The 13,604-nt window shown below is 67.8% G+C and carries 9 protein-coding genes; 6 read left to right on the top strand and 3 right to left on the bottom strand.

From position 1 onward, the window contains the following. Positions 1-76 precede the first annotated feature (76 nt). Genes GJG85_RS32245 through GJG85_RS32260 form a run of 4 tightly spaced genes read left to right on the top strand, consistent with a single transcriptional unit; the run spans position 77 to position 4,083 of the window. Positions 77-916, top strand: a complete 840-nt coding sequence (locus tag GJG85_RS32245) for an ABC transporter substrate-binding protein (protein WP_204384796.1) — start codon at positions 77-79, stop codon at positions 914-916. A gap of 7 nt (positions 917-923) precedes the next feature. Then, positions 924-1,796, top strand: coding sequence for a polysaccharide deacetylase (locus tag GJG85_RS32250; protein WP_050015297.1), 873 nt, complete (start codon positions 924-926; stop codon positions 1,794-1,796). Next, the gene (locus GJG85_RS32255) at positions 1,793-2,701 is read left to right on the top strand and encodes a polysaccharide deacetylase (protein WP_239469036.1); all 909 of its coding nucleotides are present in this window, start codon (positions 1,793-1,795) and stop codon (positions 2,699-2,701) included. Before GJG85_RS32250 ends, GJG85_RS32255 begins: the two co-directional genes overlap by 4 nt. Next, positions 2,698-4,083: an MmgE/PrpD family protein gene (locus GJG85_RS32260; protein ID WP_089490040.1), complete on the top strand. Its 1,386-nt coding sequence runs from the start codon at positions 2,698-2,700 to the stop codon at positions 4,081-4,083. Before GJG85_RS32255 ends, GJG85_RS32260 begins: the two co-directional genes overlap by 4 nt. Positions 4,084-4,221: 138 nt before the next feature. Here GJG85_RS32260 and GJG85_RS32265 read toward each other — a convergent pair whose 3' ends face one another. Then, positions 4,222-4,392, bottom strand: a complete 171-nt coding sequence (locus tag GJG85_RS32265; protein WP_006397039.1) for a hypothetical protein — start codon at positions 4,390-4,392, stop codon at positions 4,222-4,224. Between the two features lie 169 nt (positions 4,393-4,561). Then, positions 4,562-5,473, bottom strand: coding sequence for a DUF72 domain-containing protein (locus GJG85_RS32270; protein ID WP_089490039.1), 912 nt, complete (start codon positions 5,471-5,473; stop codon positions 4,562-4,564). Between the two features lie 279 nt (positions 5,474-5,752). On the opposite strand from GJG85_RS32270, the gene GJG85_RS32275 reads away from it, so the two are divergent. Beyond that, on the top strand, positions 5,753-7,927 hold the full coding sequence (locus GJG85_RS32275; RefSeq protein WP_050015290.1) for a TonB-dependent siderophore receptor: 2,175 nt from the start codon (positions 5,753-5,755) through the stop codon (positions 7,925-7,927). Positions 7,928-7,949: 22 nt separating this feature from the next. Here the strand turns inward: GJG85_RS32275 and GJG85_RS32280 are convergent, their stop codons facing one another. Next, positions 7,950-8,765 (bottom strand): response regulator, encoded by an 816-nt coding sequence (locus tag GJG85_RS32280; protein WP_050015289.1) that lies wholly within the window; start codon positions 8,763-8,765, stop codon positions 7,950-7,952. Positions 8,766-9,830: 1,065 nt separating this feature from the next. Between GJG85_RS32280 and GJG85_RS32285 the strand changes: the two genes are divergently transcribed. Then, positions 9,831-13,424 carry a YadA-like family protein gene (locus GJG85_RS32285; protein ID WP_204384798.1) on the top strand — a complete coding sequence of 1,198 codons (3,594 nt, stop codon included), beginning with the start codon at positions 9,831-9,833 and terminating at the stop codon, positions 13,422-13,424. Positions 13,425-13,604 lie beyond the last annotated feature (180 nt).

Genomic DNA, 13,604 nt, shown 5'->3' on the forward strand with positions numbered 1-13,604 from the left:
CGGGCGCCCCGTGCAGAAGCGCCCGAACGATTCCTCCGTCAACGATACAAGCCCACAACGACAAGGCGACACCCCCATGAAAGCATCCGTCCTGACCCGCACGCTGGCCGCCGCCGCATTCGGCGCGCTCGCGCTTCATGCGACGTTCTCGGTCGCGCAATCCGCCCCCGCGGCCGCGAAACGCACGCTGAACGTCGCGATCGTGCCGAACTATCCGCCGTTCGAATACAAGGATACGGCGACCGACAAGCTCGCGGGCTTCGACGTCGATCTCGGCGAGGCGCTGGCCGCGAAGATGGGCGCGAAACTCAACTGGGTCGAGACGAGCTTCGACCAGATGATGAGCGCGGTCGCGACGCAACGCGTCGACATGATCCTGTCCGGGATGACCGACCTGCCGACGCGCCGCGATGCGGTGACGTTCGTCGACTACATCGAGACGGGCCCGCAGTTCTACGTGCTGAAGGCACGCGCCGGCGAGTTCGCGCAGATGAGCGCGCTGTGCGGCAAGCGCGTGGGGTCGAGCCGGCGCACGTCGTTCCCGGACAATACGACCGCATGGAGCGCGGAGAACTGCGTGAAGGCCGGCAAGCCGCCGATCGTGGTGGTGGGCACCGACGGCTCGTCGGATGCGCGGATGCAGCTGCGCCAGAACCGCATCGACGCGGCGGTGCAGGGCGGCGAGACGCTGCCGTACCAGAACAGCCTCGAGCGGAACGCGTATGCGCCGGTCGGCAAGCCGTTCCTGTCGCAATACACGGGCATTGGCGTCGCGAAGAGCAACACGGCGCTGAGCAGCGCGCTGACGGCGGCGCTCGACCAGCTGATCGCGGACGGCTCGTACCGGAAGCTGCTCGCGAAATGGGGGCTGCAGGAACACGCGGTGGCGAAGGCGATGATCAACGGCACCCACTGAGCGCGCGATGACGGACCTGGCGCCCCGCTGGCCCGACGCGAAGCGCGCATGCGTCGCGCTCGCGTTCGATCTCGACGGCCCGACCGGCGACGCGATGCTGAACGGGTCGATCTGGCGCAACCCCGCGTATTTCACGCTCGGCAGCTACGGGCCGTGGCGCGCGCTCGGCCGGCTGCTCGACCTGCTCGCCTCTTTCGCGTTGCCCGCGACGTTCTTCGTGCCCGCCTGGGTCGCGCGAACGTGGCCCGCGCAATGCGCGGCGATCGTCGAGCGCGGCCACGAGATCGGCTATCACGGCTACCGGCACGAAGCGTTCTGGACGCTCGAACCCGATCGGCAGCGCGAGATCATGGCGCAATCGGCCGATATCTTCGCGCGCACGCTCGGCGTGCGGCCGGTCGGGTTCCGCACGCCGTCCGGCGACTGGAGCGCCGCGACCGTGGCCGTGCTGCGCGAAGCGGGCGTGCGCTATTCGAGCTCGATGCGCGGCGACGACCGGCCGTACCTGCTGCACGGCGAGGACGGCGAGCCGCCGCTCGTCGAGATTCCCGGCCGCTGGGAGACCGACGACTACGCGTCGCTCGCGTATCACCGCAATCCCGACTACCCGGCCGGGCTCGACCGGATCGCGGGCTACGGCGCGACGCTCGACAACTGGACGCGCGAATTCGACGGCGTATACCGTGAAGGGCTGTGCCTGACGACGCTTCTTCATCCCAAGGTGTGCGGCAAACCGGGACGCATCGCGCTGCTGGATGCCTGGCTCGACCACATGCGCGCGCAGGACGGCGTATGGTTCGCACGCTGCCGCGATGTCGCCGACTGGTGGCTCGGGCAGGCCGCGCGGGAGGCGGCGCCCACGCAACGGAGCGGCACGTGACCCACCTTCCTGCATGGCCGGGCGGCGCGCGATACGCGGTCGCGATCACGGTCGACTTCAACGACATTCATGGCATCCAGACGCGCGAACCGCGTATCGTCGGCCGCGAGAAATCGCTGTCGGTCTGGCGTTACGGCGCGACGCGCGGTGTCGACCGGCTGCTTGCGGCGTTCGATGCGTTCGGCGTGCCGACGAGCTGGTTCGTGCCCGGCGCCGTCGCCGAAACGCATCGGGGCACGGTATGCGAGATTGCCGCAGCCGGCCACGAGCTCGGCGTGAGCGGCTATCGCTGCGAGGATTTCGATGCATTGCCGCTCGCTGCCCAGATCGACGCGTGCCGCGCGGGGCGTGCGGCGCTCGCGGACGCGACCGGTCGCGACGCGCACGGCTTTCGCTCGTTCACCGGCAACTGGGCCGACGGCTTCGCCGAATTTCTCGTCGCGGAAGGTTTCACGTGGTCGTCGTCCTGGCGCGGCGACGATCTGCCTTACGTGCATCCGCGTAGCGACGGCGACGTGAAGGGCGCACGGCTCGTCGAACTGCCGCTGCACTACGAGCTCGAGGACGAACCGTATTTCGAGTTCAACCTGTCGCCGCCCGTGCCGGCAGGCCAGCCGCGCATCGCCGCGTACCGCGACGTGCTCGACAACTGGCGGCGCGACGTCGACGGGTTCAGGCGTTTCGGGCTGTGCTGCGTGTTGCGCCTGCATCCCGAGATCATCGGCACGGCCGGCCGGATCGCTTTGCTGCACGCGTTGCTCGCGCACTTGCGCGGCACCGGCGATGCATGGTTCGCGACGGGGCACGACATCGCGCGCTGGTGGCATGCGCACGCACCGGTCAACGACCCGGGCCATCCGGTCGACGTGTTCGCACGCTGCGTGGCAGACGAGGCGGCACGATGACGACGGACACGCAAGCGCGCGCGACGCGGCTCGCGGCATTCGTCGCACGGACTTCCGCCGATGCATTGCCGGACGACGTCGTCGCGAAAGCCACGCGTCATGTTCTCGACACGTTCGGCGCCGCGCTGGCGGGCACGTCGGCCGTCGAGACGCGCAGCGCCCGTGCGCTGACCGGCGCCGTTGGCCGCGGCGGCGCGTCGCTATGGGGCACGCGACGGCGTGCGAGTGCGCGCGACGCGGCGTTCGTCAACGGCATTGCCGCGCACGCACTCGAGCTCGACGATTCGGGCGGCTGCGATCATTCGGGCGCGGTCGTGCTGCCAGCCGTGCTGGCAGCGCTGTCGTGCGCCAGCCAACCGGTCGCGGGCCGAGAATGCGTGATGGCGATCGTGCTCGGATACGACGTCGGTCGGCGCGTGCTCGAGGCGGCGGGCGGCTACTCGGCCCACAACGGCGCGGGCTGGCATTCGACGCTCAGTTGCGGCGTGTTCGGCGCGGCCGCCGCGAGCGCGCGCGTGCTCGGACTCGACGCCGTGCGCACGCGTGACGCATTGGGCCATGCGGCGAGCTTCGCCGGCGGCCTGTGGAGCTTCATTCACGACGGATCGCAGACCAAGCGGCTGCACGCCGGGCGTGCGGCGGAAGGCGGCGTGCTGGCGGCGTTGCTTGCCCGGGAGGGCGTGAGCGGTCCCGCCCGCGTGTTCGACGACGTGTGGGGCGGCTTCTTCAACACGTTCGCCGCGCCGTCGCATGCGCCCGACGCGTTGACCGACGGTCTTGGCGCGCACTGGAAGCTGATGCGCTGCTCGATCAAGCCGCACGCGTCGTGCCGCAGCGCGCATGCGGCGGTCGACGCGGCGCTGCAACTCGCGGACGGCCGCACGTTCGCGGCGGGCGAGATCGAACGGGTGACGGTGCGGGCGAGCGCGTTCGTTGCGCGGATGTGCGGCGGCCGCGACCTGTCGACGCTGGCGTCCGCGCAGATGAGCCTGCCGTACGCGGTTGCGGCGGCGCTCGTGTTCGGCGACACCGGGATCGACGCTTATCGTGCGGACCGGCGCACCGACCCGAGCGTGACTGCGCTGCTCGCGCGCATTACGGTCGATGTCGATCCGGCGCTCGGCGATCTCGACGAGCCGACGGTGAGCCTGCAACGCGCGGACGGGACGCGGGAATCGCGGCACGTGCCGATCGCCCTCGGCGATCCGCGCAATCCGCTACCGGATGCGGCGCTGCTGGCCAAATATCGTGCGCTGGCAAGCACGGCGTTCGACGGTGCGCGCGTCGACGCGTTGAGCGACATGTGCCTGTCGCTGGACCGGCAGGCCGACGCGCGCGTGCTGAACGAGCGGCTCGCAGGCGATTCGGAACACCTCGATTGACCGTGTCGAGGGGCTTCATGCGGCAGTTGCAGCTGCAACGTGTGCGCGAGAAGCGGCCGGCCGGCGCTGACAAGGGGCTCCCATGAGCCTATGCGCGGCCGACAGTCCTGTCAGCGCGATCGCGGCATCCGCGTCGCGCTACGACCGATCGCGATTCCGCGCGCGCGTCGCGCCGGTAATGACCGCGATGCCGAACAGGATGACGGCCACGATCTCGATGATGTGCTGCGAGACGTGCAGCGTCATCAAGCCCCAGGCGACGCCGCCGATGAAAATGATCCATCCGACGAGGTAGATAAGCAGGGTCATCGTTTTTCTCCTTGCAGTATTGGCCCATGGCGCGGGTGACCGGCCGTGCAAAATTTACCGGCCGAGCGGGGGCGCGATGGAGGCGCGATTCGCGAGTGGACGAGCATATTCCGGGCCCGGGCATGCGGGGCCGGACCGGCGTCCCGATGGTCGCATTTGGCCGCACGCTTCATTCCGGCGCCCCATCGTGCGCCTGCAGCCCGAGCCGCGCCATGAGCCGCCCGGCATCGAACGGCGCCTGCGTTTTCGTGTCGTTGTCGAAATAGCAGTACACGTCGCGCGTCGCCGCACGCGGTGGTTTCAGCGCCGGTGCGGCGAGACGCGCATCGTCGGGCTGCGCGCCCCGGCTCCACGCTTCGATTCTGCGCGCCCATCGTTCGAGCGCCGCATCGGCGTATTCGCCCGAATACTTCGTTTCGGTGCCGTGCAGCCGGATATAGACGAACCGCGCGCTCAGATCCTCGAAGTGCGGCCACGCCTCGGTCGAATCCGACACGACGAGCGCGACCTTGTGGCGGCGCAGCAGCTTCACGAACGCCGGATCCACGAAGCTGTCGTGTCGTACTTCCACCGCATGACGCAACGCGCGCTTGCGGTCGATCTGCAGATAGGGCTCGCGCACGCGCGCATCGTGCCGTCGGGCCAGCGCGAGCGCGGCTTCCGTGTCGTGCGGCAGCCGGCTCAGGAAGCGCTCCATGTGCGCCGGGTCGAACCGCAGCGACGGCGGGAATTGCCACAGCAGCGGCCCGAGCTTGTCCTTCAGCGCGAACAGCCCCTGCGCGAAAAAATTCGCGCATGCGATCGTGGCCGTTTCGTCGCGAAAGCGCAGCATGTGCGTCAGGTAGCGCGAGCCTTTCACGCTGAACACGAACCCGGGCGGCGTGTCGGCGTACCAGCGCCGCCAGCTGTCAGGTGCTTGCAAGCTGTAGTGCGTGCCGTTGATTTCGATCGTCTGCATGTGGCCCGATGCATACCGCAGCTCTTTGGCCTGCTTCAGGTCGGGCGGGTAGAACGTCCCGCGCCAGCCGGGGTAGCGCCAGCCCGAAATGCCGATGTGAATCCTGCCGGATGTGCGTGTCACGTCGATGCCCGGCTGCGCCGGGTCCCTGATGGGGTTCGGGCGACGAGCAATCCGCGTGCCGCCGCCGTCGCCGAGCCGATTTTTTTAAAGACCGCGCCACGTTCGGCCGGTATGATCGCTGCGCTCGCGAACGACGCAATCGGCCGATGCATCCGGCCGATCCGTGCGTCACAGCCTTCGCCGGCACGGCAAACACGACACCACCGGATGGACCGCGGCGACACGCGGTCCGCCGATCCGGCCGAACGGGCCAACCCAGCACGACGGAGTATCGACACGATGTGGACGGAGACAGGGGCGGGGCGGCGCGCGACAGCGATCGCGGCCGGCGGAGCGTTGTGCGTGGCCGCCGCGGGCGGCGCGTACGCGCAGGCATCGGTGCCGGCGGCGACAGCGGCCGTGCTGCCGGCCATCGACGTGCGGGGGCCGGCCGACGCATCGTCGATCGGGCTCGTCGGGCGGCGCACCGCTACCGGCACCAAGACCGACACGCCGATCGACGAGATTCCGCAAACGGTCAACCTCGTGACCGCGCAACAGATCGACATGACCGGCGCGACCGACCTGAACCAGGCGTTGCGCTACGTGCCCGGTTTCGCGACGTTCGGCGCCGACAGCCGCACCGACTGGTATGCGGCGCTGCGCGGCTTCACGCCGACGCTCTACGTCGACGGCCTGCCGGCGCCGGATACGGCCGTGATCGCGAACTGGCGCGTCGATCCGTACACGATCGATTCGATCGCGGTGCTGCGCGGGCCCACGTCGGTGCTGTACGGCGCAGGCGAGCCCGGCGCGATCGTCGACGCGCACACGAAGCTGGCCGACGGCGAGCGCGTGCGCGAAGCCGGCGTGCAGATCGGCAACGATGCGCGCAAGCAGGCGATGCTCGATGTCGGCGACACGCTCGACCCCGACCGCAAGTATGCGTACCGCTTCGTCGGCGTCGCGCGTGACGGCAATGCGGTGACCGGCCCGAACGGCGACCGGCGCGTCGCGCTCGCGCCGTCGTTCCGCTGGCGGCCGAACGCGGACACGTCGCTGACGGTTTCCGCGACGTTCCTGCAGGACAGCGGCGACATCTCGTCGAACTTCCTGCCCGCGTCTGGCACGGTGCTGCCGAACCCGAACGGCCGCCTGTCGCAGGACCGCTACATGGGCGACCCGTCGTTCAACGACTACCGCAAGAAGCAATGGTCGCTCGGCTATGCGCTGGAACACCGCGTGAACGCGATCTGGACGCTGCATCAGGACGTGCGCTGGTCGCACCTGTCGCTCGACGATGCGACGGTGTTCGGCAACGGCCTCGCGCCGCGCAGCACGACGAACATGATGCGTTTCGCGGGGCTGTTCCAGCTCAACTACAGCCGGCTCGACATCGACAACCACGCGCAGGCGCGCTTCGGCACGGGGCCGCTCGAACACACGCTGCTGTTCGGCGTGCAGTTCGACCGGCAGACGACGACCAACAGCGTGTACCTCGCGCTCGCGCCGTCGCTCGACCTGTACCACCCCGTCTATCGGCCGGTGACGGCCGCGATCTTCTCCGGCCCGACGTCGCTCGGCCACGTCGATCAGTACACGGCGATGAACGGGGTCGGCGTGTACGCGCAGGACCAGATCCGCTGGCAGCGCTGGACGCTGACGCTCGGCGGCCGCGAGGATGTCGTGAATGCGCGGTTCGACGACCGCGCCGCCGGCACGCACGCGCAGCAGGACGTCAGTGCGTTCTCCGGGCGCGTCGGGCTCACCTATCGCGGCGACGCCGGGCTGTCGCCGTACGTCGGCTATTCGACGTCGTTCGATCCGGTCATCGGCGTGCGGATGTTCGGCGGCGGCCTGCCGAAACCGACTCGCGGCGTGCAGACGGAGGCCGGGCTGCGCTGGGAGCCGCCCGGCCGGAACCTGATGCTGAACGCGGCCGTGTATCGGATCGACCAGACCAACGTCGTGACACCGACGCCGGTCAATCTCGACCCGACCGGCACGACGTCGGTCCAGACCGGCAAGGTGCGCTCGCGCGGCATCGAGTTGAGCGCGGTCGGCAAGCTGACGCGCGAGCTGTCGATCGTCGCGTCGTATGCGTATCAGGACGTCAAGAACGTGCAGGCGAACGACGCGTCGCTGAACCACTGGCCGGTGTCCGTGCCGCTGCCGCGGCAGATCGCGTCGATGTGGGCCGACTGGACCTGGCATACGGGCGCGCTGGCGGGCCTCGGCGTCGGCGGCGGCGTGCGCTACCAGAGCGCATCGGCGGGCGCGCCGGACAACTCGCTGACGGTGCCGAGCGCGACGCTTTACGACCTCGCGATCCATTACGAACTGCCGCGCTGGCGTTTCGCGGTGAACGTCGCGAACCTGTTCGACCGGCGCTACGTGAGCGGCTGCCAATCGTACGCGGTGTGCGTGTTCGGCAACGAGCGGACCGTGCTGGCCAGCGCGAAATACAACTGGTAGGCGCGAGCGCGTCGCATGCGGCCTACGCGCGGCGTTGCGGCTCCCGCGCGGCGGTGCGCGCGCCCGCATGGCCCTGGCGCCGCCATTCGGTCGGCGTGATGCCGAACCGTTCGCGAAAGGCGGTCGCGAAATTGGCCGGCGTGGAAAAGCCGATTTCCTTCGCGATGCTGGCGATGCTGAGCGACGTGGAATCGAGCAGATCCTGCGCGATCCGCAGCCGTTCGTAGCGTAGATACTCGAACACGGTCTGACCGAGATTGTCGCGAAACGCGCGCGACAGGCGCTTTTCGTGCGTGCCGACCGCGCGCGCCAGTTCCTCCACCGTCGGCGGATCGTTCAGCGTGCGCGACAGGTGGCGGATGGCCGCGCGCACGATGATGTCGTCTTCCTTGCCGCCCGCGGGCGGGCGTTCCGCGTGCTCCGTCACGGCGGGCCGTTCGCGCTTCGTCCGCGACAGCTGCACGCGAATCCGCGCGATCACCTCCGCCGGCTCGAATGGCTTCACTACATAGTCGACGCCGCCGATCTCGAGCCCCTCGAGCCGTTCGTGCAACGCGTCGGCCACGGTCAGGAAGATGACCGGGATCGCGCTCGTCAGCGGATCGGCGGCCAGCAGGCGGCATGCGGTGAAGCCGTCCATGTGCGGCATGCGCACGTCCATCAGGATCAGGTCGGGCATCAGCGCCTGCGCGCGCTGGCACGCTTGCGTGCCGTCGAATGCGATGCTGATCCGGCATCCCGTGCTGCGCAGGATCTCGATCAGCAAACGGAGCTGGTCGGGTTGATCGTCGACGATCAGGATATGCGCGTCGCTCAACGCGGAGATCGGTGAAGACATCGTGCACCTGTGGTGAAAAGGCGGTTGGCTGCGTTTCCGCGGGTGGCCTGCCCGGTGCGGTGGAAACGTCGGAAGCCGCTCTGTGGCGACGCATCGCACGGCGTTCGTCGTTTTAATCACGGAGCCGGTCGACACGCGACGGATTGCCGTGAGCGCGTGGAGAACGATCACGACTGCCGGAATCGATGCGAGCGGAATTGTAGGAGCATATTTCGAATCCGGCCAGCCATGACGACTCTATTCGCACCATTCAATCTTCTCGATTATCGAAAATGGCGGTTTGCGACAGGAATGTAAGGCGTCGACGTGCGTCAATATTCATGGTTTACGCGTATATCCAGTGAGAAATCGCACAGCCGGGCAGTTTCGCGATTGTCTTTTTGAAGAAAGATGTTATTGGAATCCGCTTTGGCAAAGTATTTATCCGCTAGGTAAAAGATTTTTAATAACGGCGTCGGCGCGAAATCGTTTGCGCAATGGATATGTTTTACCTAAGCCGTTGAATATTTGGAATTTTACAATCTATAAAGAATGCCGTCTTTAATAACTCGGGCTCGTGTCTCATAATTCGTCCGAACTTTGAACGACGGGTCGAGCAGGGCAGCGGAAGCGCCGCAAGCGGTGACGGACGTTGCCTGACCCGGGGCCGGCGCATCAATTGATGACTGTCCAGGCCCGTGCTTGCTGCACGGAAACGAAACCCCGGTTGTTGCCCGGGATGAAATAAAAGAAGCGTGGTGGGTCGCGGTCGGCGCGACGACAAATCGGGGATGTACATGACGACGGGTTGAATCTCCGGATTCAGTCGGGGGAAAACTCGTCCATGAGAAACAATACGCATTCCTAATGAAATTGTCGAATTAACGGAACGGGACGTCGGGACGACGACATGCCCGCGGCTTTCGAACGCCCTGCCGAAACGGGTGCTCGATGCGTGTCGTGTCTATATGGTGGCCCGGTAGCGGAATCCGCTTCCGAAACGAAGTCGCAATCGAAGTCGAAGCTGTCAATAAAAGTAAGTAGTCCGTATTCAAACCCAGACGCTACACAACGGAGCAGAAGACCATGAAGAGGAAGCAGATTTCGGCGCTCGCCGCCGCGATGTTCACCGGCGCGGGTGTGCTGATCGCCGGCGCCGCCCACGCGGACAATTTCGTCGACCGCGGCAACCCGGACAACGCGCTGAACGGCCAGTGCATCGACGGCACCAACCCGCTGTGCGTGGCGACCAAGAACGGCAGCTACGTGGCGGTCAGCACCACCAACGTGACGCAAGGCACCAACGCGAAGGCCGGCGCCAGCGGCATCGCGATCGGCGACCAGTCGAATGCGAGCAGCAAGGGCGGTAGCGGCAGCGGCGGCGCGATTGCGATCGGGGTCGGCTCGCAGGCGTTGGCGAACTCGGCCACCGCGATCGGCACGGTCGCGGTCGCACAGGGCAACACGGCGCTGGCGATCGGCCGCCAGTCGGCGGCGGTCGGCGATTTCTCGATGGCGCTCGGCAACGTCGCGGACGCGCACGGCACGAGCTCGATCGCGCTCGGACACTCGGCGCTCGCCAGCGGCGACCGCTCGGTCGCGATCGGCGGCGCGAACCCGACGTCGAGCGACGGCGTATCGGCCGGCGCATCGTACGACGCGGTCACGCAGACGCGTGCCGCCGGCACCCAGTCGGTGGCGATCGGCGCCGGCGCGCAGACGAACGACAACAACCAGGTGGCGATCGGCTCGGGCAGCGTCGGCGCGAACAACGGCGGTACGCCGGTATTCGGCGGCACGGCCGCACCGGTCGGCGGCGCGGTATCGTTCGGCGCGCTCGGCAGCGAACGCCAGCTCAAGAACGTCGCGGCGGGCGCGGCCGATACCGATGCGGTCAACGTCCAGCAGCTGAAGAACGTGAACAACACGCTGAGCACGGGCATCGGCAATGTCGACGCACGCGTGACGTCGGTGGGCAATTCGCTGTCGACCACGATCTCGAACGTCGACCAGCGCGTGACCAGCGTCGGCAACAGCTTGAGCACGAGCATCGTCACGGCGACGCAGAACGTCGTCAAATACACCGACGACTCGCATGCGGCGATCGCGCTCGACGGCGCGACCGGCACGACGATCGGCGGCGTGGCTGCGGGCGTTGCCGATACCGATGCGGTCAACGTCGGCCAGTTGAAGGGCAGCGTCGCGCCGTTGCAGACGTCCCTGTTGACGGCGGCGTCGAACATCACGAACCTGCAGAACAGCGTGACCGGCATCAACGGATCGTTGAGCACCGCGGCGTCGAACATCGCCGGCCTGCAGGCGGCCGATACGCGCAACGTCAAGTACGACGGCGCGAGCGGCTTCGACTCGGTGACGTTCGCCGGCCCCAACGGCACGACGTTGCACAACGTCGCGGACGGCAAGGATACGCACGACGCCGTGAACGTCGGCCAATTGACGGGCGGCCTTGCATCGCTGAGCACGAGCGTGACGAACAACCTCAGCACGACGCTCGGCAACCTGAGCACGTCGATCACGAGCCAGATCGGCAACGCGACGAAGAACGCGGTGCAGTACGACGACGATGCGCACGGCGGCGTCACGCTGGGCGGCACGGGTGCAACGGCGCCGGTCGGCCTGCATAACGTCGCGGACGGCGTGGCGGCAGGCGACGCCGTGAACGTCGGCCAGCTCGGCAAGGCGACCGACACGCTGAACCAGTCGATCACGGCCGTCGGCAACCAGGTGACGACGAACACCGGCAACATCGCGGCGCTTCAGCAGGACGCGCTGCAGTGGAACCCGGGCCTCGGTGCATACGATGCAAGCCACGGCGGCCACGGCCCGCAGCTGATCAGCAACGTCGCGGCCGGCAAGCGCGGAACGGACGCGGTCAACGTCGATCAGCTGACCGCGGCGATTCACGACGGGACGAGCCAGCTCGACGCGCTCGCCGTCAAATACGACGATGCGAGCAAGCAGCAGGTGTCGCTCGGCGCAGGCAACGGCGGGAATCCGGTGCGCGTGACCAACGTCGCGGAAGGCAACGTGGCGGCCGGCAGCACCGATGCGGTGAACGGCGCGCAACTGCGTCGCGCGACCGACGGCGCCGCGGCCGCGCTCGGCGGCGGCGCGACGGCGAACCCGGACGGCTCGATCGGCGCACCGAACTACAAGATCGGCGGCAGCGCGTATAACAACGTCGGCGACGCATTGACGAACCTCGACGGCCGCGTCGGCAGCAACACGACGACGCTCGCGAATCACGAAACGCGCCTCGGCAACGCCGAAACCAATATCACGAACAACACGGCCGCGATTGCCGGGCTGCAGCAGGATGCGCTGCAATTCGACCCGACGCTCGGCGCGTTCAACGCCGCGCGCGGCGGTGCGCCGACGAAGCTGACGAACGTGGCCGACGGCAACCTCGCCGCGGGCAGCACGGACGCGGTCAACGGCGGCCAGTTGTCGGGCGTGAAGACCGCGCTCGAACAGCAGATCACGAACGTGTCGAACCAGGCCGGCGAAGCGGTGAAGAACGTCGTCAAGTACGACGTCGACCCGAGCGGCAACCGGCTGAATTCGGTGTCGCTCGTCGGCGGCGACGCCACGTCGGCCGTCGTGCTGAAGAACGTCGCGGCCGGCACCAGCGATACCGACGCGGTGAACGTGAAGCAGCTGAAGGACGTGCAGTCGAACCTGAACCAGCTCGGCGCGCTCGCGGTGCAGTACGACGACAGCTCGAAGAGCACGATCACGCTCGGCGGCGCGGGCGGCACGCGCATCACCAACGTGCAGGCCGGCACGCTCGGCGCGACCAGCACCGACGCGGTGAACGGCTCGCAGCTCTACGCGACCAATCAGCAGGTGTCGAAGAACACCACCGACATCTCGAGCCTGCAAGGGAGCGTGACCAACATCGCGAACGGCAAGGCCGGCCTCGTGCAGCAGCAGGACCCGAACGGCGCGATCACGGTCGGTAAGGAGTCTGCCGGTACGAGCGTGAACTTCTCCGGCACGGCGGGCGATCGCGTGCTGACCGGCGTGGCGGCGGGCGTGAACGCCAACGACGCGGTCAACATGGGCCAGTTCAACGCCGCGCTGCAGAATGTCGCGGTCAACGACCGGATCCGTGCGACCGCGACCGATGCGAACACCACGTGGATCGCGCGCGCCGATGCGGGTGCGATCGGGTCGACGGCGACCGCAACCGGCAAGAACGCGGTGGCGGTCGGCCAGGGCTCGGTCGCCGATCGCGACAATTCGTTCTCGGTCGGCGCGAAGGGCAACGAGCGCCAGGTCACGAACGTCGCGGCCGGCACGGCGCCGACCGACGCGGTGAACGTGCAGCAGCTGAACGACAACCTCGCGACCGCGTCGACGCAGGCGAAGGGCTATACCGACCAGCGCATCGGGCAGGTGTACAACTCGTTCAACGACCTGAAGAAGGACATGTACGGCGGCGTCGCGTCGGCGATGGCGGTGGCGGGCTTGCCGCAGCCGACCGGCGCGGGGCGTTCGATGGTGTCGGCGGCGACGTCGAACTATCACGGTCAGCAAGGCTTCGCGGCCGGCTACTCGTACGTGACGGAGAGCAACCGCTGGGTCGTCAAGGCATCGGTGACGGGCAACACGCGGTCGGACTTCGGCGCGGTGGTCGGCGCGGGTTATCAGTTCTGATGCAGGCCGCGTCGCGTTGAGCGACGCGCGGTGCCGGGCAATGGATACTCAGCCCGGCACCATCCGCTGTCGATCGAGGGCCCGGGGTTCGTTCGCGAATCCCGGGCCGTCGTCGTTTGATGTCGCCAGTCGATCGGGCACCGCGCATCGACGATGCCGTCGCGAATGCGAGTCACACTA

Origin of the sequence: Burkholderia sp. MS389, from assembly GCF_016899425.1 — a bacterium.
Lineage (GTDB): Bacteria > Pseudomonadota > Gammaproteobacteria > Burkholderiales > Burkholderiaceae > Burkholderia > Burkholderia sola.

Coding starts and splice junctions, on each gene's coding strand:
- GJG85_RS32245 (WP_204384796.1), top strand. CDS start 77: ATGAAAGCATCCGTCCTGACCCGCACGCTGGCCGCCGCCGCATTCGGC.
- GJG85_RS32250 (WP_050015297.1), top strand. CDS start 924: ATGACGGACCTGGCGCCCCGCTGGCCCGACGCGAAGCGCGCATGCGTC.
- GJG85_RS32260 (WP_089490040.1), top strand. CDS start 2,698: ATGACGACGGACACGCAAGCGCGCGCGACGCGGCTCGCGGCATTCGTC.
- GJG85_RS32265 (WP_006397039.1), bottom strand. CDS start 4,392: ATGACCCTGCTTATCTACCTCGTCGGATGGATCATTTTCATCGGCGGC.
- GJG85_RS32275 (WP_050015290.1), top strand. CDS start 5,753: ATGTGGACGGAGACAGGGGCGGGGCGGCGCGCGACAGCGATCGCGGCC.
- GJG85_RS32280 (WP_050015289.1), bottom strand. CDS start 8,765: ATGTCTTCACCGATCTCCGCGTTGAGCGACGCGCATATCCTGATCGTC.
- GJG85_RS32285 (WP_204384798.1), top strand. CDS start 9,831: ATGAAGAGGAAGCAGATTTCGGCGCTCGCCGCCGCGATGTTCACCGGC.